This is a genomic window from Blastococcus sp. SYSU D00813 (assembly GCF_054050735.1).
Genome location: NZ_JBJGZX010000014.1, coordinates 31,149 through 49,882, shown reverse-complemented (window position 1 = coordinate 49,882; position 18,734 = coordinate 31,149). Strand labels below are relative to the sequence as shown.

The 18,734-nt window shown below is 68.7% G+C and carries 19 protein-coding genes; 7 read left to right on the top strand and 12 right to left on the bottom strand.

Annotated elements, in window-relative coordinates; genetic code table 11:
• From ACI8AX_RS12070 to ACI8AX_RS12030, 9 genes are all read right to left on the bottom strand, one after another.
• A complete protein-coding gene (locus ACI8AX_RS12070; protein ID WP_456550056.1) occupies positions 1–1,005 on the bottom strand; it encodes a PD-(D/E)XK motif protein in 1,005 nt (334 codons plus the stop codon).
• Positions 1,002–3,824, bottom strand: a complete 2,823-nt coding sequence (locus ACI8AX_RS12065) for a Z1 domain-containing protein (RefSeq protein ID WP_456550055.1) — start codon at positions 3,822–3,824, stop codon at positions 1,002–1,004. The genes ACI8AX_RS12070 and ACI8AX_RS12065 overlap by 4 nt, the downstream gene beginning before the upstream one ends.
• Before the next feature lie 16 nt (positions 3,825–3,840).
• Complete coding sequence (locus tag ACI8AX_RS12060; protein WP_456550054.1) at positions 3,841–5,379, bottom strand: ATP-binding protein; 1,539 nt, start codon at positions 5,377–5,379, stop codon at positions 3,841–3,843.
• Between the two features lie 67 nt (positions 5,380–5,446).
• Complete coding sequence (locus tag ACI8AX_RS12055) at positions 5,447–5,764, bottom strand: DDE-type integrase/transposase/recombinase (protein ID WP_456550053.1); 318 nt, start codon at positions 5,762–5,764, stop codon at positions 5,447–5,449.
• The gene (locus tag ACI8AX_RS12050) at positions 5,764–6,012 is read right to left on the bottom strand and encodes a hypothetical protein (protein WP_456550052.1); all 249 of its coding nucleotides are present in this window, start codon (positions 6,010–6,012) and stop codon (positions 5,764–5,766) included. The genes ACI8AX_RS12055 and ACI8AX_RS12050 overlap by 1 nt, the downstream gene beginning before the upstream one ends.
• Before the next feature lie 30 nt (positions 6,013–6,042).
• Positions 6,043–6,303 (bottom strand): leucine zipper domain-containing protein, encoded by a 261-nt coding sequence (locus tag ACI8AX_RS12045; protein WP_456550051.1) that lies wholly within the window; start codon positions 6,301–6,303, stop codon positions 6,043–6,045.
• A gap of 147 nt (positions 6,304–6,450) precedes the next feature.
• Positions 6,451–8,358 carry a DNA (cytosine-5-)-methyltransferase gene (gene dcm, locus ACI8AX_RS12040; protein ID WP_456550050.1) on the bottom strand — a complete coding sequence of 636 codons (1,908 nt, stop codon included), beginning with the start codon at positions 8,356–8,358 and terminating at the stop codon, positions 6,451–6,453.
• A 100-nt stretch (positions 8,359–8,458) separates the two neighbouring features.
• Entirely contained in the window at positions 8,459–9,688 is a 1,230-nt protein-coding gene (locus tag ACI8AX_RS12035; RefSeq protein WP_456550049.1) for an ATP-binding protein, read from the bottom strand.
• 93 nt (positions 9,689–9,781) lie between these two features.
• Entirely contained in the window at positions 9,782–10,177 is a 396-nt protein-coding gene (locus ACI8AX_RS12030) for a very short patch repair endonuclease (RefSeq protein ID WP_456550117.1), read from the bottom strand.
• A gap of 421 nt (positions 10,178–10,598) precedes the next feature.
• Between ACI8AX_RS12030 and ACI8AX_RS12025 the strand changes: the two genes are divergently transcribed.
• From ACI8AX_RS12025 to ACI8AX_RS12015, 3 genes are all read left to right on the top strand, one after another.
• Positions 10,599–11,222, top strand: coding sequence for a hypothetical protein (locus tag ACI8AX_RS12025; RefSeq protein WP_456550048.1), 624 nt, complete (start codon positions 10,599–10,601; stop codon positions 11,220–11,222).
• 239 nt (positions 11,223–11,461) lie between these two features.
• Positions 11,462–12,247: a hypothetical protein gene (locus tag ACI8AX_RS12020; protein WP_456550047.1), complete on the top strand. Its 786-nt coding sequence runs from the start codon at positions 11,462–11,464 to the stop codon at positions 12,245–12,247.
• Positions 12,248–12,364: 117 nt separating this feature from the next.
• Complete coding sequence (locus ACI8AX_RS12015) at positions 12,365–12,904, top strand: hypothetical protein (protein ID WP_456550046.1); 540 nt, start codon at positions 12,365–12,367, stop codon at positions 12,902–12,904.
• Between the two features lie 155 nt (positions 12,905–13,059).
• Here ACI8AX_RS12015 and ACI8AX_RS12010 read toward each other — a convergent pair whose 3' ends face one another.
• Together ACI8AX_RS12010 and ACI8AX_RS12005 are read right to left on the bottom strand one after the other, a co-directional pair.
• On the bottom strand, positions 13,060–14,040 hold the full coding sequence (locus ACI8AX_RS12010) for a DUF3048 domain-containing protein (RefSeq protein WP_456550045.1): 981 nt from the start codon (positions 14,038–14,040) through the stop codon (positions 13,060–13,062).
• Between the two features lie 244 nt (positions 14,041–14,284).
• Positions 14,285–14,665 (bottom strand): DUF4267 domain-containing protein, encoded by a 381-nt coding sequence (locus ACI8AX_RS12005; protein ID WP_456550044.1) that lies wholly within the window; start codon positions 14,663–14,665, stop codon positions 14,285–14,287.
• A gap of 119 nt (positions 14,666–14,784) precedes the next feature.
• Between ACI8AX_RS12005 and ACI8AX_RS12000 the strand changes: the two genes are divergently transcribed.
• From ACI8AX_RS12000 to ACI8AX_RS11985, 4 genes are all read left to right on the top strand, one after another.
• Positions 14,785–15,564, top strand: coding sequence for an alpha/beta fold hydrolase (locus ACI8AX_RS12000; protein WP_456550043.1), 780 nt, complete (start codon positions 14,785–14,787; stop codon positions 15,562–15,564).
• A gap of 11 nt (positions 15,565–15,575) precedes the next feature.
• A complete protein-coding gene (locus ACI8AX_RS11995; protein WP_456550042.1) occupies positions 15,576–15,938 on the top strand; it encodes a DUF1330 domain-containing protein in 363 nt (120 codons plus the stop codon).
• A gap of 96 nt (positions 15,939–16,034) precedes the next feature.
• The gene (locus ACI8AX_RS11990; protein WP_456550041.1) at positions 16,035–16,658 is read left to right on the top strand and encodes a hypothetical protein; all 624 of its coding nucleotides are present in this window, start codon (positions 16,035–16,037) and stop codon (positions 16,656–16,658) included.
• 251 nt (positions 16,659–16,909) lie between these two features.
• Entirely contained in the window at positions 16,910–17,677 is a 768-nt protein-coding gene (locus tag ACI8AX_RS11985) for a hypothetical protein (RefSeq protein ID WP_456550040.1), read from the top strand.
• A gap of 442 nt (positions 17,678–18,119) precedes the next feature.
• Here the strand turns inward: ACI8AX_RS11985 and ACI8AX_RS11980 are convergent, their stop codons facing one another.
• Positions 18,120–18,707 carry a winged helix-turn-helix transcriptional regulator gene (locus tag ACI8AX_RS11980; RefSeq protein ID WP_456550039.1) on the bottom strand — a complete coding sequence of 196 codons (588 nt, stop codon included), beginning with the start codon at positions 18,705–18,707 and terminating at the stop codon, positions 18,120–18,122.
• Positions 18,708–18,734 lie beyond the last annotated feature (27 nt).

Genomic DNA, 18,734 nt, shown 5'->3' with positions numbered 1-18,734 from the left:
CTACACTCCCCCGTCTTTAATCATGCTGTGCACGTGCGCGGGCTGGACTTCGAAGGCCGTGCATGCGGCCAGAGTTACCGTGTACCGCACTTGGCCCACGCCCTCGCGCAGGTCACCTTCCACGACACGCGGAAACGCATCTTTCACTTCGAAATAGCGCCGTGACCGCATCTCATATCGCGGCTCGTTGTAGAGATCCCAGTCGTCCTTCACATATCCGACGCGGGCCAGCCGGGTCATGAAGACCTGAGCAGCTGTCGGGTTCCGAGCCAGTAACGCCTCCACTTGGGACACAAGGTCGTTCAGCGTTAGCCCAAGTCCACCGCGACGCTCGTCGAGGGAGACGTGCACGAGGTACAGGCGGCCTGCTCCCCGCTCATCGAGCTCACGTTCGTTGCTCACGACGAAACCCAGAGGATTCAGGCCGGCAGTAGCCTTGACCTCAAGTGCCACGCCGGGGAACTGAAAATCCTGGTTCTTTCTGAGGGGGCCCGTCCAAGCTCCTACCGCCACATCAGGGGCCACCAGCGGGAGAATGTCGTCTCGCAGCGTGAGCAACTCCGCCGCCAACCCACGCCGCTCGAGATCGCCCAGCCCCCTGCGAGACAGCGCGCGGAAGAGCTCTTGCCAGCCGGCAAGTCGGCTGACGAGTTCCGAAACGGCCGCGTCATCCGAGGGGGCCTCGACCACGGCTTGGGCTAGGTCGCCGGCCACCGTTGTGAACACCTCGGCGAGTGCGGGCACGTGCAGCTCAACGCTGACCGTCAGCGAGCCTCCGGCATCGGTAACTCGACACACCAAGTCGAGCGCCTTCGTGCGCGGCAGAGTGGGGACAGAGCCACCCCTGTGCCAAGCCCGCTTGTAGATCAGGCGCCGAGCGCGAGTGTCGAGGTCCACCGCGATGTAGAGATCCCTAGTCGACTCAGGGTGGATCCGGCGCAGAACGGTGCCGGCGGCTCCTGGCTGCCCCTCCAGCGCAACCCAGTCCTCGGTGGTGACGGTCATTCGCTGTCCTCATCGAACGTCACACCCGCATCCTGCAACTGTTGCCAGATCGGGTTCACCAGGTACTCCGCCATGACGTTACGTTCTGAATGGGGAAAACTGACGTAGAAGCCGACCATCGGGCGCTCAACAGCCGTCTTGTATTTGCTGTTGTCTATCGGGTACAGGAGCAGGAGCGCCTGGTTCGGCCGACGCTGAAGCCGTATGGCGGGGCCACTGGGCGACGACGGGACCGATGTCCGCTTGCCGGGGTCTTCCTCGTACCACTTCTTGGTCAGCGCCAAGGCGAGGTCACGTTGCTGCTCGGTCAAGTCCAGAAGTTCATCGGAAGGACTCAGAACGCGCCTGATCGCGTACCGGGCTTCATCGTTGAGCTCCCGCTCGCGCTGACCGGGCTCGCCGTCAGGAATGAGAGAGCGCGTCACCAGCTTGACTCGATGATTCGCGAAGTCAACCTCCCGGAGAGGACTCCCTTGCTTGGTCGCAGCAGCGGAGTTCGAGACGAGCACGACAGTCCAGTCAGTCAACTCATCGGCTCGCACGCACGCCTTGATGTATTGGGAGATGAGATCAGGACGGACTCGCCAGGCCGTCGGGTCCGACTTGTAGCCGTCGAAGAATTCTCGCGCGACCGAGTCCCCTCCGACTCCGCGCCACACGTAGTTTCCATGCTCGCGGCTGGGCGTTCCACTCTCGGCCGTGATCTGATCCAAGAAGGAGGCGACCACCTCCTCGTTGTTCCTGAGAACGCCGGGGCGGACATCGAACAGGACAGTTTCCGGATTCGCGCCGCTGAACGAGAGCTTCACTTTCTGCGCCCTGCGCATCTTGTTAGCCGCGGTGACGCTAAGTCCAGCCGGGGAGGTGCGGACTCGGAGTCCGTAGTCGATGGGCGTGGCACCCTGCGCAGCCATCTCCTGCAGTTCGGCCCGCAGCTCGTTGGCAGCAAGTGTGATCTCCCGGTACCAAGAACGCAGGTCCGGGGTCGTGTAGAGCCTGCAGAGATCCTCGTAGCCAGGGCGGTAGCCGAACCACCGCCCCATCTGCATGAGCGTGTCGTACATGCGGGAGGCGCGGAGATAGTAGCTGACGCTGAGACCTTCGAGAGTCAGTCCCCGAGAGAGCTTGTCGCCTCCCACTGCGATGACGGAGAGCCCCGTAGCTCGATTCTCGTAGTAGTCCAATGAGTCCTTCGAATACCCGTTCATTGTCCTGACCTTGATTTTCTCCACCGCCGGTAGGACGTGCGGTCGAACGTCGTCCCAGGTCAGGGGCGCAAGCGGGTCTCCAGAGGCGCGGAACCATTCGGTCGTGGGGACGAACTCCTCCTCCCAGCGCTGCCGCAGCTCGTCGCCGATCTGCAACTCGGACCGCGCGTCGCCGTAGCGGAGCCGGTCCCTGATGGTGAGCAGTGCGTCGTTGACTTGTTCCGTCACCCGCTCTTGGACGTCTTGGAACCGCGTGACGTGGACAAGCATGGAGTTATGCGCACTGCTTTGACCGCGGGCACGGCGGGCTGCATTTGACAAGACGAAGTCGAGCATGGCGGCCGTGAGCGATGCGGGAAATGCCTCCGCCGGCGGCTGCCAGTCCTTTCGGTGTCCCGGCGGCATCCAGCTGGTCTCGTCCTGGATCGCTCGGTGGATCGGTACGGCTCCCATGTCCTCCGCGTCGTCGAGGCCGAAGACCCGGTCGGGGCCGAAGTAGTTGCTCGGGGCCTGAAGGACCTCGATGAAGCTTCGGGGAAAGATGTCGTCACCGAAGTCGTCGTGGTCCTCGTGTGGGTCCGCGTAGATGTTTGCGAACGGCGTTGCCGTGTACCCCACGTAGGCAGACCTATCGAATGCGTGCAGGAGCCGCCGGATCTCTCGGTTGATGGCCGAGGGTGCGTCGGAGTCCTCGGCGCTTGTGTCGATCGAAGCGTTGTCCGCCTCGTCGTCGATTAGAAGCAGAGGCACATCGCGTACGATTTTCCGTCCGGTCTCGGGGTCGACCGCTCCCTGCATGCCAGTGATCCAGCTGTGGATATACCGGATGATCTTCGCGTGCTTCTTAACGACGAGGAGGACCGGCACGTCGACAACTGGCAAGGCGAGGCTCTTGGCGCGAGCGGCCTTGAAGTCGCCGCTCTCAAGGCTGGTGGTCAATGAGCCCGCGTACAACCGCTCGAACCCAGGGAGGAGTCCTGCGCCAATGAAGTGGTTCTCCCCCGCCTCATCACTTCGAGTCTGGAACTGGCTGTCGAAGCCGAGAAACCCCTCGTCGAGTCGTAGCTGGGTCTGGCTTCGCAAGCTGTTGTGGATACCTGCGAGAACGACGATCAGTCGGTAGCCGGCATCCGCCGCCTTGCAGATCAGGCCGGTGTAGTTGCTTGTCTTGCCTGACTGCACATGACCGACAACGAGTCCGCGCCGGTCCCAGGGCCCCGGCCGTGTCGGATCCTCAAGCTTGCTCAAGATGCTGTCGGTCACATTGTCGAGGCGCCGCACCACCTTCGGCGGCATGAGCAGCTGGTCCTCCATGTAGCGCCGGTAGCGCTCCCAGAACTTCCACTGAGTTTCTGCCCGACGCTCACTGAGCCACTCCACGTGCCCCTTAGTATCCAAGAGGGACGAGCCGGGCTCTTGGAAGACAATAGTCAACGACTCGACGTGTCGGACTAGCTCTTCGAGACTAGCGACCTCCCCGCCGCGGCGGGACAGCATGAAGTGAACGTCCTCGGCTGCCGCACGGATGTGTTCGGTTGTCACCCCCTGTTCGGGAAGCAGATTGAGCACAAGTCGAACGGCTGTCTGCAGGGCGTCATCGATCGACGTCATAGGTTCCCCCGTGGGATCAGGCTTGGTCTGTGCCGCTCAGCAGGGAGGCAAGAGCGGGGTAGTCACTAAAGGGAGGCATGCGGGTCACACGTCCTAGGGCATCCGCCGGGCTCACGCGGCGATTCAGCATCACCTCGAGCATCCGTGACGCCATCTCGAGGACGTCATCAGGAACAACCTCATCGTCACTCGCAGCCGAGGGCCGAACGGTCGCTTCCGGGGTCGTTCGGATGAGACCCACCGGCAGGGTGGACTCAATCATCGTGAGCACCGCGTTGAGGTCACTGCGAACACTAGGGTTCCGGTCGATCATTTCACGAATGAGTACGTGCTCGCGGTTGAGTACGAAGCGGGTCTGGCCGAATTGACTCAACGTCTTCCACGTGAAGTCCTCAGAGGAAGTTTGTCGGTCTCGTACTACGCGGCCCCGATGACTGATGACAGCTCCCGCTCGCTCTCTCGTGGCCTTGCCCACCCTGGCAAGGTGCCTGACGAGCGCGGGAGGAGGCGTCGCCGTCGACTTCTTGACATCCAGCGCCCATTCGAGATCCTGCTCAGGAGGCAGGTCGACGGCGATTCGAGCGAGGGTGTGCTTCTCGTCCTTGCGGAAGTTGCTCAGCTTCAGCCAATCGCCAGCAACGATGAGCCGGTCCCGTCGATACACATAGAATCCCTGCTGGTCCAACCAACCTCGAGGCCCGCCACCGTCTAAGTACTCGTCGTCTGTGAGACGACTTCGATGAGGCAGTACGTATCCCTGCACCGTGACGCCGGGCAAAGGTCGTTCGAGTGGCAGTGCCTCGACAAACTTGTGTGCGCCGAGGAAGGGATCCCACCCAGCAATCGGGCGGCCATTGAGACTCATTGAGAGCCGGGATGCTCGCTTGCTGAGATAGCGCGCGAACACCATGCCTAGGTGCCGCTCAATCCGCTCGACGAGCGTGTAGAACTCTCGCTTCGCCCAGTCGTCTCCCGGCCGGCTGTCGGCCGCGACGAGCCTGGTGAGCCGCCTCCACAGAACGACTGTGCCGGAGCCTGACGTAGAGGCGGTGAGGTCTTCGAGAATTGCGAGAGCGGAGGGTGGACATCCCCTCATCAGTTCCCAGTCCCCCACTTCGAGGACATGGTCGACGTCCCAGGTTCGAATCAGCCACGGGCCCGGACCCGGTCTCGAGGCAACAATCAGCTGACGGGCCTGCGAGAACGACGCCGTCTTCAGGCCCATTCCGAACCGGCCGAGGTCTCCTCGGTCGCGCTCATCCAGTCCTCGACCACCGACGGTTAGGCCTCGAAGCAGGGCCTCCTCATCCATGCCTTGCCCGTCGTCGACGATGGCGGCCCAAGATTCGTCGGCCCCTTCCCACCGAAACTCGACTCGGATCGCCTTCGATTTCGCAGCAATGCTGTTGTCGACGAGATCAGCGACAGCTGCCTCAGGCGTATACCCGAGCGACGCCAAGGACTGGATGGTGCCCGCAGGGTCGGGCCGGACCACATCGAACTGAGTGTCCTTCGCCCGTCGGGACTTGCCTGTCGTTCCGGTGACTCGCGCCATAGCCAGGTGAGCCTATCCGCGACTGTCTCGAAACCCTGACGGACCGAACGCGCGTCGCTCCGAAGAGTTACTCCGCCTTCGGCGCTGATCGCTGAACGTCCGAGCTCACACGCCCAGCAGGACTCCTCTCGAGCGGCGGCCGGTAGGGCCGGGTGCGCTTGGCGGTGATGCCCAGTTCGGCGCAGGCGGCGGCCCAGTCGCGGCTGCGGTAGCAGCCGCCGTCGTCGGTCAGCACCCAGCGCGCGCTCACCCCGCGAGCGGTGAACCAGGCGGTGGCTCGGTGCAAGACCGCGGCGGCGGTGGCACCGGTTTCGCCGTAGTGGATCTCGGCGTAGGCCAGCCGGTAGTAGTCGTCGAGGACGACGTGGATGAAGCCGTGGCGCATCAGCGGCTGGCGGTGGCGCTGCGTCCGCGGCCGCCGTCGCGATGCCGATTGGCCTTGCCCTGCTCACGGCCGACGAAGGGCCAGGCGCCGCCGGCGGGGATATTGCCCAGCTTCTTGACGTCGGCGTGCAGCAGCTCACCGGGCGCGGCGTGCTCGTAGCGGAGCACCTGCTGGTCTCGGCGCTCCAGCCGCGACAGCCGGCTAATCCGGCAGCGGTGCAGTACCGCCGCCGCGGTGGAGGGCGCCACGCCGGTCTCGGCGGCCAGCCGGACCGAGCCTCAGCGCCTGCGCAGCCGCAACGACGCAATCCGCTTGGTCGTTTGCGGGCCGGTCTTGCCCGAGCTGCGGTGCGGCCGGCTGGACCGATCGGCCATGCCGGCGCGGCCGGCGACCCGGTAACGCTCGGCCCACCGATCGGCGGTCCTCCAGCTGACCCTGAAGAACTCCGCGGCCCGCCTCTTGGGCCACCGCTCCTCGACGACCGGGCTCGCCAGCCGCAGGAGCTGGCGTGGGGCAAAAACGGCATTCTCGTGGAGCACGAGGACCTCCGAGTGCGTGGCGTGGTCGCCTTCAGCAGCTCCACTCCACGTCCTGAGGTCCTCCCTCCACGAGATCCTCAATTAGATCGCGGGATCGCACGCCCTCAACCATGTTGTCCGGCCAGTACCCCTAGGTACGTCGGCCTGCTAGAAGAGCATCGAAGCCCGACGCTCCTCCGCCCGCGAACTCACGCACACGTCTTGGAGAGGACAAACATCACACAGGGGTTCGGTCGGGCGACATACAGTAGCGGCCAGCTCGATTAGTCCAAGGTGGGCGAGACGGGCGTCCTCGCCGCCGCCAATCAGGCGCGCGACGGCCAAGCGCCCATCGGTGAGCCGGTTCTTGCGGTCGACATTGTCGCCACTGACGCGCGCTGCAACTCGGAGTACACCCTTCGTCGACAGCACCGGCTCTTCCGACCCCTCGTCGCCCGCGACTGGCACAACAAGCGAGGCCAGGTCCAAGGCCGCAGCAGGAATAGCCGGGATGACACGCGATGCCCCGTCCAGATCATCCAGCGCGCCTGGATGGTCCACCAGCCAGTCAGTGAGCTCTAGCAGTTGGGTCGCTCGAGCAGTCCGCCCGATGAGTGTGCCGACGTCTCGGAGCATCTCGTCGTTGTCCTGTGTGACCTCGGGCGACTCCCAAGAGCGAATCATTGGCCAGACCAACCGCACGACGTCAGACGTCGCTCGGTCGAGTAGTAGTTCAGCCGAAATCACTTGCCAGCGAGTCGTCGCCTTCAACCAAGGCACTCCTCGAGGTTCATTGGAGTTCAGCCAAGATGAGAGTGTCGCGGCGATTTCCCGCGTTAGTGACTTCACCTTCTCCGACGACTCGAGCGCCTCTCCGATAGCCAGTCCAAGGTTTTCGGCCAGCAACGGCGGAACGGCGTTCCCGATTTGCTTGAACGCGGCTGAAGGAGGACCGGCGAACCTGTACCAGTCCGGGAAAGTTTGCAGTCGAGCCGCCTCGCGGACCGTAATGGTCCTGCCCTGGCGAGGGTGGATGTACCAGTAACCGTCTTTCGCGATATGAGCAGTGATGGTGCGCGACAGGTCATTCTCGTCAAGTCGCTTGTACTTGTCGTCGAAGATGTCGTCACGGTACCGCTTCATTTCAGCTGGGAGATCTGAGTATCGGGTACTCGAATCCATCAACTCGAAGGCTCTGGCGTCATCTTCCCGAACCGGCCGAGTGATGTGGTCATACAGCTTTCCGCGATCGGACGCCTTGACGCCTTGGCGCATACGCTGCTGGAACGAGGTGACGGGACCGTCATATTCGGCCCATCCGTGCGCCCCGCCTTCAGGGCGCCACCCGCCACTCACCTCCGGCATGTCTCCGATTGCATTCCACACGGACACTCGCTCCGGCGACTCGTGCGGCCAAACGAATTGCAGGCGACCTCGGAGAGCCACGAGGATCAGGCGCTGACGGAACTGTGGAACCCCGTAGCGCCACGTGTCCACGATCCGCTCTTCTACGCCGTAGTCAAGCTCTTCGAGCTCCTCGACCATTGAACGGAGAATGAACATCTCACGATCAAGTGCCATGTCGGGAACATTTTCCATCAGCACCGCCGGTGGCTGAACCAGCTGCACAACCTCCAAGAACGACCGCCAAAGATCACGGCGCTCATCAATGGGGTCTCGGAGGCCATGACGCACTCGATAGCGAATGCCCGATCGGCCAGCCTTCGAAAACGGCTGACAGGGCGGCCCGCCGGCGATTACGTCAACCCCGATGGTCGTCAGGAGCTCTGCAAGCTCCTCAATTCGGTTAACATCCGCGAGATCCCAGTTCAGACTAAGACCGGGGAAATGATGTGCATGCGTTTCAACAGCCTCAGCGTAGTGGTCAACGGCGACCACGGGCGTGAACCCGGCTCGAGCAAGTCCGAGACTGATTCCGCCTGCGCCGCTGAAGAGGTCAGCAGCCAACCGAAGACCAGGCGACTCCTCACGAAGCCGTGCCACGAGGTCGACCAGCTCATCCCTACTGGTCGCATGATCGGCATTCGCCTTCAGCTTAAGGAACGGGCCACGCACTAGCTTTACGCCATATGTGGGGCGCGTCACGGAATCGGACAGGCAGACCGTTCCATTATCGCCGGACGAAGTCTCACTCGAGGACATCAGTTCAATCCCGTCATTGCTGAGAGAAGCCAAGGGCCTGCCATACTTCGGGCGCTACTTCCCGAAGTTGACCAGCGATTCGCTTAAGCGCTTCATACTCACCGGCTTGAACCGCCGCAGAGCGCAGAGCTAAGCCCGCCATCGAAGATATCTGCACGGTCCCACCGGACCGGTTTGCCGAGCGGACCTTCTCGGTTCGGTCTCGGTAGACTTGATTGGCGGCCATGCAGAGATCATTGATCGGCCGCTCCAACAGCTGCTTCAGTTGGGCGGGAACAGCGACGCGCATTTTGGCGACATTAATCTGGAAGAGATCGTCCAGATCGGTGTCAAAGTCGAGGGACGCGCGCGCCAACTTGAGATGTTCATCGATTCCGCGAATACCTGCCCATCCACCCCACTGCACGAGTCGGTTGGCCCGGTATACGTAAAGACCTTGCTGACGGTTCCACTTCAGCGGACCGGAGAGCTGCTCAAACCGAGAGGGTGAACTAAAGTCATCCTTGGCTGGGAGTATATAGCCCGCAAGTTTGACGCGGCCGACGGTCTCACCTGCAGTCAGTTCAAAGGTCTGGACTCCGAACGTCTGCGTCTTCTCTTCATCCACTGCGAACGGGTTCCAAGGTGTCACCTTTTCACCATTCACCGTAATGATGACCTGCCGAGAGTCCGCACCCTCGAGGAATCTATGGAAGACCATGGCGAGATGATCAGCAGTCTTCTTGGCGAGAAGGTCAAAGCGCCGCCTTGCCCATCCACCGTCCGGTCGCCGCTCTGGCAGGACTCGGTCTAGGTTGCTCCAGACCACGACCGTCCCTCGGCCGTTCCCCAGAACCTCTCGCGCCGCCCGAGTGGCGCGCTGATCGGGCGACGTGATTAGCCAGTCGTCCCACTCGATGATCGTGTCGAGGTTGAGTTCCCGCGCCGACACCGGCCCGTCGGTTACTCGGCGACTGACGACCATCACGCGACGGCATTGAGATAGCGACGCAGTCTTCAATCCCAGCCCATATCGACCGAGGTCGTTATTGCTGTACGACCGGCGACTCCCAAAACGCAACGCCTCAACGAGGCCGTTCGGACTCATGCCGATCCCGTCGTCCGCGATGAAGACGACGGAATTGGCGCCATCAAATCGGATCAATACGTCAATCCGCTCGGCACCCGCCATCACGCTGTTGTCAACCAGATCCGCCACCGCGGCCGGAAAGTCGTATCCGATGTCACGGAGCGACTCAGTCAAACGGGCTGCTGAGGGGGCGACGGACCGATGTCGACTGGATGGCACACAAACTCCTCGACTTCACGTATGGGCCCAGGTTGCCACAAGCCCGGCTCAGCGTCGCGGCGGCTCGCCCAGCAAGGTTCGCCACATCGCCTCGATCCGGTCGGCTGCGAGGGAGACAGGCTCATGCTCCCAAATCCGTACGACAGTCCAGCCTGCATCCACAAGTTCTTGATCTTGACGCCGGTCCCGGGCCACGTTCGCGGCAAGCTTCGTCTCCCACCAGGCGGCGTTGTTCTTCGGGCGTGTCGCATGCAGGGGACAGCTGTGCCAGAAGCACCCGTCCACGAAGACGGCGAGGCGCGCCCGGGTGAACGCGAGATCTGGGCGACCGGGCAGACTCGGGAACTGCTTCCGGAACCGCAACCCGCGAGCGTGCAACTCCTTCCGCAGGGCCACCTCAGGCTTGGTATCGCGGCGAGGCATGCGCTGCATCTGACGAGACACGCCCTCATCGAGCGGTTGCGGACGTTCGCGCTTGCCCCCATCACCCGGCACACCGGGAGGCTAGGCGTACCGCAACGGTGTCGAGAGGTCCGGAGCCCAGTTGTTCTGGCGGAACCACCTCGGGCCAGATCTACCTCCTCTTCTTGCCCCTTCAAGTGCATCGCGACAGCGGCTGGAGGGGTGCCTGCGACCGGAATACGCGCCCTCGTCGGGCGGCGGGGGCCGGTGCTCAGCCCTCAGGCCAAGTGAGCGACCACCCCCTCTTGCCCTCGTGTGCGACCACCCGCACTGCCGCCGTGTTCCCCGGCTGGTGGCTCAAGGCGGAGGCGCGCGGAGTGTTGCCCCTAGAAGTAGAGGGCGACAAAGTGACCTACGCGAGGCGATGCCGCCCGGGCGCCGCCCGTCCGAGGGGAGCGGCGGCATGCACGCACGGTCCACGAACATCCACGGCAACCCGGCCCGCCTCGACGAGGGCGTCGCCTACCTGCGCGACGAGGTGCTGCCGGACCTCGTCCAGATGGACGGCTCCATCGGCATGTCAGTGCTGACCGACCGGGAGACCGGCCGCTGCATCATCGCCACCGCCTGGGCCGACAAGGAGGCCATGCGCGCCACGGCCGAGGGCGTCCGCCCGTGGCGGCACAGCGTCGAGCACATCCTCGGCAGCCAGCACTCCGACGTCCAGGAGTGGGAGATCGCCGTCATGCACCGGGACCGCCCGGCCGGCGACGGCGCCCGCGCGCAGGTCACCTGGGCCCGGATCACCCCCGACCACGTCGACGAACTGCTCGACGCCTACCGGATGAACCTCCTGCCGCGGCTACGGGAGCTGCCCGGCTTCTGCAGCGTCAGCCTGCTGGTCGACCGGCGCGCCGGGCGCACCGTCAGCGTCACCAGCTTCGAGACCCGCGACGCCCTCGCCCTGGTGCGCCGGCAAGCCCGCTCGCTGCGCGAGCAGTTCGCGCAGGCCACGGGCACCAAGATCGTCGACCTGCACGAGATGGACCTCGCGCTCGCCCACCTGCGCGTCCCGGAGACCGTCTGAGGAAGCTCGCCGCCCTGCTCCTCGCCCTCGCCCTCGCCAGCTGCACCTCCTCCCCCGAGGCCCCGGCCGGCGGCCCGGAGCTGCTCGCCGCGATCTACCTGGACGCTGCCGTCGGCACCGACGTCCGCCCCTACGGCCTCACTCGCCTGCTGGACGGCGGCTGGGTCGTCCTGGCCGGCAAGGACGACGCCACCTGGCTGGTCGAGGTCGATACGGACGACGCCGGCGCGGTCACGCCGGTGCCCGCCGTCCGCTCCGGCGCCGAGGTGCTCGCCGCCCCCGACGGCGCCCTCCACGTCGTCGGCGTCGCCGAGGACCAGCTCCAGCTGCTCACCGGCGACCGCCGCACCCCGCTCGGCCCGGCCGCTGGCGACGTCACCGCCGTCCTCTCCCCGAACGGCCGCACCGCCTACCTCGCCACCTCAACACAACACGGTGAGCAGCTGCTCGCCGTCGACCCGGCCACCAGCGCCGGCATAGCCACCGCGGAGCCGGCGGGCCGGGTCGCCGACCTCGCCGCCGGCCCGGACGGCGTCGTCGTCCTCCTCGACACCGACGCCGGCGCCGCCCTGCAGACCTACGACACCACCCTCGTCCCGGCAGCAGAGCCGGTGGACCTCGGCCCGGACGGCGACCCGGCCGGCCTGGCCCGAGCCGACGACAGCACCGCCGTCGCCACGCTGCACGACCCCGCGGCCTCCCTGCTCCGCCTCCTCACCGTCCGCGACGGCCGGGCCGGTGAACCGGCGGAGGTCCCCGACACCGAGGACTCCAGCGCCGACGTCGCCGTGACCCCCGACGGCCGCCGCGCGTTCGTCGCCCAGGCCGCGTACGGCGTCGATCCCGAACTGCTCACCGTCGACCTCGCGACCGGCGAGGAGGTCGGCAGCGTGGTGCTGTGCGTCGGCGCGGGCGACGTCAGCGCGTTCGCCCTCGACCCCACCACCGGCGCCCTCGCCGCCATCGACGCCTGCGCGCGGCGGAACGGCCCCGCGACCACCGTCTTCGTCGTCGGCGAAGCGTGACCCGTCACCCAAGTCGGCGACTGCGGACCGTGGCGTCTCCGTTTCGTCGCCCCGGCGTGCGACGCTCCCCGCCGCGCCGGCCACGGGGGAACGGCGCCGATTCGGGGGTCCTTCTTGATGCGCTCGCGTCTGCCCGTCCTCGCCGTGCTCGCCGCCGGCCTGCTCGCCGGTTGCGGCTCGGAGTCCTCGCCCGCCGCCCCGCCCGCGCTCGACGCCGTCTTCACCGACGCGGCCCGCGCCGCGCAGGACGGCGTCCAGGCCGAGCTGGAGTCGCTGGCCTCGTCCGCGGCCGCCCACGCGAGCGCCGCATCCCAGGCCCAGGCCGCAGCCGCCGCGCAGCAGGCCGCCGAGCAGGAGACCGCCGCCCGGCTCGCCGCCGAGGAGGCCGCCCGGGCCGCGGCGGAGGCCGCGGCCGAGCAGGCCGCGCGCGAGGCGGCCGCGGCGCAGGCAGTCATCGACGCCGAGGGCGGCTGTCCGGGCGGCTGGTACTTCGAGGAGGACTACGGCTGCGTCCGCGAGGACGCCTATCCAGACGACCCCTACTACGACTCCTCCGACCTCGAGGTCCGCTGCTCCGACGGCACCGCGACCGTCGAGGAGTGCTTCGGCCCGGGCTCGGACCTGGACGGCAACGGCGTCGCCGACGTCAACGAGTAGCCGCCGGCGCCCCCGATCGGATCAGACCGCGCCGAATTGCACCTCGCCCTTCGCGCGATCCTGGGTCACCGAGATTGTCCGCCGGCCGGACGGCGTACCGGCCTCAGCGGCGGCCGCGGACGGCGCGGCGGCACATGCGCCGGCCTGACGCGGGGTCAGCCGACGGCGACCGAGCCGGTCCCGTTCGGGACCAGCTCGACCCACGTGCTCCCGGGCGCCAGCTCCACATGCGACCCGTCGAACGTGAGGACGACGGGCTCCCCCACCGACGCCTTCGACCAGGACGCCTCGACCGTGTGCCCGCCGGTGGCGATCAGCGCTTCCCCGCCGCCGACCATCACCGTCTCGGGCACCGGGTTGCCGATGCTGTCGGTGAACTGGGTGTCGGCCACGTCCACCCGCAGCACCACGACGTTGGTGGCCCGCAGCCGCACGCCGTCGCTGTCCACCGCCGGCGTCGCGCCCTCCGACCGCAGCCACGCCCCGTCGCCGGCGCTCCACGTCCACTGCGGCTCGGCGACCGGCGACAGCGTCAGGTCCAGCTGAGTCGCCCGCGTCCCCTCCCCCGACGCGGTCGGATCCGCGGAGAACACGAACTGCGAGGGCGGCGCGGACCGGTGCCCCTCGTCGGCCTGGGCCAGCAGCGCCGCGGGGTCGACGTACGTGTTGTGCGGCGCCGTGCGCTCGGGAGCGCGGGAGTAGCCGGCAGCACCGGCGTCCGAGCTGACGTCCTGCAGCCCCGCCGCGCGTACCGCCTCCACGAACGGCGCCTGACCACCCGTGTACGCGAACAGGCCCCGCAGCGGCGCGGCGATCGGCGCGTCCATCGGCCGCACCGAGCGCACCGGCCCGACCGCCGGCGGCAGCGTGGAGTGGTAGACGGCGACGTAGCGGCTGATGCCGCCCTCCACGACCTGCTCCCACACCACGTCCGCGGCGTTGAGCCCGGTCTGTGGGCGGGCGGCCGCGGAGTTCTCCACCTTCACCGCCAGCGCCGGCCGAGCCGTGTCCACCCCGGCGCTGTCCGCCCAGGTCAGCGGCCACACCCCGGGCGGCGTCGCCGATGCCGGAGCCGCGTCCGAGCCGCCCTCCGACACGCACGCCACGCCCACGCTCAGCAGGAAGCCGGTGGCCACGGCCGAGGCGAGCCACCGCACTCCCCCGCCGCGGGGAGCAGGGCGCGCGGGAGGACGGGACGGCACCGGCACGCTCCTGCTCGACGGACGGGACGACGGACAACCCCGTCGGACGCACGCTAGGACGCCCGCCGCCCGATCGGTCCGCGCCGCACCGGGCGCGAACCAGTCGCTCAGCTCACGCGAACAGGTAGCCGAGGTCCTCCGCGGTCAGGGCGTCGTCGTGCTGAGCGAGCGCGCCGGCTCAGCGCTTCATCGAGCGCACCCACAGCGCCGCCGCGCCGTAGGCCAGGGAGCTCACGACCGCCCGCGTGGTGGTCCGGCTGCCGGCCTGGCCCTTGGCCGCCAGCGCGGTCAGCGTGTCGAGGACGTTGACCGCCGCGACCGCGGCCAGCCCGCGGTCGACCTCCTCGTCGGTCTTCGCGGTCAGCGCCAGCGCGGAGAGGGCCAGCGCCCGGCTGCCGAACAGCCGCTGCAGCTGCAGCCCGGCCGGCGTCACCGGCACGCCGTACCCGTTCGCCACCGCCCGCGGCGCGACCACGCTCACCAGCCCGAAGGCCGCGCCCGCGGCGCCCAGCGCCTTCGCCATCGACTGCTTCGACGTCCCTGTGGCGCTCTTCGCCATGGCCGACACTCCCCTGCACCGGGCCGGGACGGCGCTGGCTCACCGCCCACCCCCACCCAACCAGCGGCTCCGCCGTCCCGCAGGGCGACCGGTCCCCCGCCGCACTAGCGTCGGCCGGCGTGGCGGTCGAGCTGCAGCACCGCTCCACCGGCTGGGGCGTCATGCGCAGCCGCACGGCCGGCATGCCGCGGCCCGGCGTCCCCGAGGTCGTCGTCGTCCCCGGCCTCGCCGTCTCCGACTACCTGCAGCCGGCCGTGGAGGCGCTCGGCAGCTGGACCCGCGCGCACCTGGTCGAGCTGCCCGGCTTCTCCGGCAGCGGCGAGCCGCCGCACCCGATGGACGTCGCCCAGTTCGCCGACGCCGTCGTCCAGTGGCTGACCGCGGCCGGCCTGCAGCGCGTCGTCCTCGTCGGGCACTCCAGCGGCACCCAGGTCGCCGCCCACGTCGCCGCCCGGAAGCCCGACGACGTCAAAGCGCTTGTACTGGCGAGTCCGACGATCGACCCGGCCTTCCGCAGCCTCCGCAAGGTGCTCCTCGCCTGGCGGCGCAACCACGCGCTCGAGCCGCCCGACCTGGACGCGCAGCACGCCCCCGAGCGCAAGCGGGCCAGCCTGCGCCGGGTCCGGCACGCGCTGGGCGTCCACCTCGCCGACCGCCTCGAGGAGACCATCGCGCGGGTCGCCCAGCCGGTGCTCGTCCTCTACGGCGACACCGACCGGCTCTGCACCGAGCCGTGGGCCCGCGAGCTCAGCGACCGAGCACCCGACGGCCGCTTCCGCACCCTCCCCGGCGCGCACAGCTTCGTCTGGACCTCGCCCGGCGCCTGGTCCGCGCCGATCGAGGAACTGGCCCGCGAGGTCGCCGCAGGCCGGGACGCGGGGCCGGGACCGGGCCGCTAGCTTCCGAGGACATGGCCATCGACCCACGCGGCGCCGACCTCAAGCGCTTCCTCGCCGAGGACCCAGGCGGTCCCGTCGTCATGCTCAACCTGCTGCGCTTCGCCGAGGGCGGCCGCGAGTCCTACGCCCAGTACTCCGCGGCGCTGAAGGAGACCTACCTGCCGCGGTACGGCGGCGAGGTCGTCTACGCCGGCGACGGCTCCACCCCGCTGGTCGCCGAGGAGGGCCAGGCCTGGGACGCCGTCCTCCTCGTCCGCTACCCGAGCCGCGAGGCGTTCAGCCGGATGGTCGCCGACCCCGAGTACCAGCAGTTCACCCACTTCCGCACCGAGGCGCTGACCGAGGCCGTCCTCCAGCCGACCACCGCCTGGTAGTCCGGCGGCGCGCACCTTGCCCCCCGGAGTGACCGGGGACACAGTGACCGGCACGAGGCGATGCCGCCCGGGCGCCGCCCCACCGACGGGAGCGGCATGTACGCACGGTCCACCAACATCCACGCCGATCCCGCCCGGATCGACGACGGCGTCAGGTACCTGCGCGAGCAGGTGCTGCCCGACCTCGCCTCCGCGGAGGGCTGCTACGGGCTCTCGGCGCTCACCGACCGGGCGACCGGCCGCGTCATCGTCGCCACCGCGTGGGCCGACAAGGAGGCCATGCGCGCCACCGCCGAGGAGGTCCGGCCGACCCGCCACCGGCTCGAGCACATGGTCGGCAGCCAGCACTCCGACGTCCAGGAGTGGGAGATCGCCGTCCTGCACCGCGACCGGATGGCCGGGGACGGCGCCGGCGCCCAGGTCACCTGGGCGCGCATCCCGCCCGACCACGTCGACGGGCTGCTCGACGCCTACCGGCTGAACCTGCTGCCGCGGCTGCAGGAGCTGCCCGGCTTCTGCAGCGTGAGCCTGATGCTCGACCGGCGGGCCGGCCGCACCGTCAGCGTGACCAGCTTCGACAGCCGCGAGGCGATCGCCCTGGTGCGCCGGCAGGCGTGGTTCCTGCGCGAGCAGTTCGCCCGGGCCATGGGCGCCCGGATCCTGGAGGTGCACGAGATGGACCTCGCGCTCGCCCACCTGCGCGTCCCGGAGACGGTCTGAGGAAGCTCGCCGCCGCTCTGCTCCTCTCCCTGGCGGCCTGCACCTCCTCGGCCCCGGACCCGCCGGCCGGCCCGGAGCTGCTCGGCGCCGTCGACCTGGACGCCGCCGCCGGCGCCGACGTCCGGCCTCTCGACCTCGCCGCGCTGCCCGGCGGCGGTTGGGTCGTCCTGGTCGGGACGGCAGACGGCGGGAGCGCGCTGGTCGAGGTGGGTCTCGGGGACGACGGCCCGGCCGCCGGCACCGTCACCGCCATGCCGGCCGTCGGGTCCGGGGCCGAGGTCCTCGTGGCGCCCGACGGCACGGTCCTCGTCGTCGGCGTCTCCGGGAACGCACTCCAGCTGGTCGCCGGCGACAGGCTGACGCCGATCGGCCCAGCCGCCGACGACGTCTCCGCCGTCCTCTCCCCCGACGCCCGCACCGTCTACGCCGCCGCCTCGCTGCCCGACCGCGAGCTCCTGCTGGCCGTCGACGCGGCCGCCGGCACCGTGACCGCCACGCGGGACGTTCCGGGACCGGTCGCGGACCTCGCCGCCGGCCCGGACGGCGTCACGCTGCTCACCGACGCCGGACTCCAGACGTACGACGACGCGCTCGCCCCGGTCGGCCCGCCGGTCGAGCTGAACGCGGAGGGGACGCCGGCCGGGCTCGCGCTCGCCGACGACGGCACCGCAGTCGTCACCCTGGCCGACCCGGCCGCGTCGCTGGTCCGCCTGGTGGCCGTGCGCGGCGGCCGGGCCGGGACGCCGATCGAGGTCGCCGACACCGAGGACTCCGGCGCCGACGTCGCCCTGACCCCCGACGGCCGGCGGGCCCTCCTCGCGCAAGCCGCCTACGGCGTCGACCCCGAACTGCTCACCATCGACCTCGCGACGGGCGAGGAGATCAGCAGCGTGGTGCTCTGCGTCGGCGCGGGCGACGTCGGGGCGCTCGCCCTGGACGCGACAGGTGAGGCCGCGGCGGCGATCGGCGCCTGCGCCCGCACCGGTGGCCCGGCGACGACGGTGTTCGTCGTCGGCTGAGTCAGCCGCCGGCCCGAGCTCGGCCGGCCTGCAGCAGGGTCGTGGCCGCCTGCGCCGCGGCGGTGGCGGCTGCCGTGGCGATCGGACGGGCGTCGAAGCGCTGCCGATTGCGCTCGCGGCGCATCCGGTCGTAGTGCTGCGCCGCCGCGTTCTCCGGCGGGGTGTCGAGGACAGCGGCCAGGAAGCGCCCGAGGGCGTCGTGCTGGCCGGGCCCGTTGCGGGTGCGGGTACGCGGCCAGCAGGGCCTCGCCGACGTCGTGCGCCGCGTCGTAGGCGAGGTTGTACCGGTTCTGCGCGTGGGTGACGTTCGGCAGGTCGCTCAGCGCCGTCTCGGCCTGGCGCAGGAAGGCCGTGCACCGCTGCTCGTCGACCGGGACCTGCTCCAGGCGGCGTCCCGAGACGAGCGCGTCGACCGCAGCCTGCTGGGCGGCCGTCAGCGGCGTCACTGCCACGGGAGGTCCCCGAGCACCGCGACGGTCGGGCGCTGCCGGACCTGGGTCAGGAAGCCGGAGTGCTCCTGGAGCTCGGCTGAGGTCATGATCGTCGGGTTGACCTCCCGCCCGACCTGGTCACCGACCTCCTGGCAGACCGCGTAGACCGCGAGCGGGTCGGGCTCCCCCACGACCATGACGTCGATGTCGCGGGGCGCCTCGCCGGGCTCGCCCCGCAGCCGGGCGGCGAAGGACCCGTACAGGAAGGCGCTCCGCACCCCGGGGATGTCGCGCAGCGCCCGGGCGAGCAGCGGGACCGGGCCGGCGGAGACCAGCAGCAGGTCGCGGACCGGCCGAGTCAGCGGCGACGCGGGGTCGGGCCGGACGTACCGGGCCTGGCCCACCCGCCGCTCGGTGAGCAACCCCGCCTCCAGCAGGCGGCCCACCTCCCGGTGCACCGTGCCGTACGCCAGCCCGACGCGCTCGGACAGCTCGTTGAGGTTGAGCTCGTCCGCGCCCGACAGGAAGATCTCCGCGAGCAGACGGGCCTGGCCGTCTGACCGGAACAGCGGCGCGACGAGCGGCGGGGCAGTTCTCACATAAACGGATACTACTCTCTGTTTTAG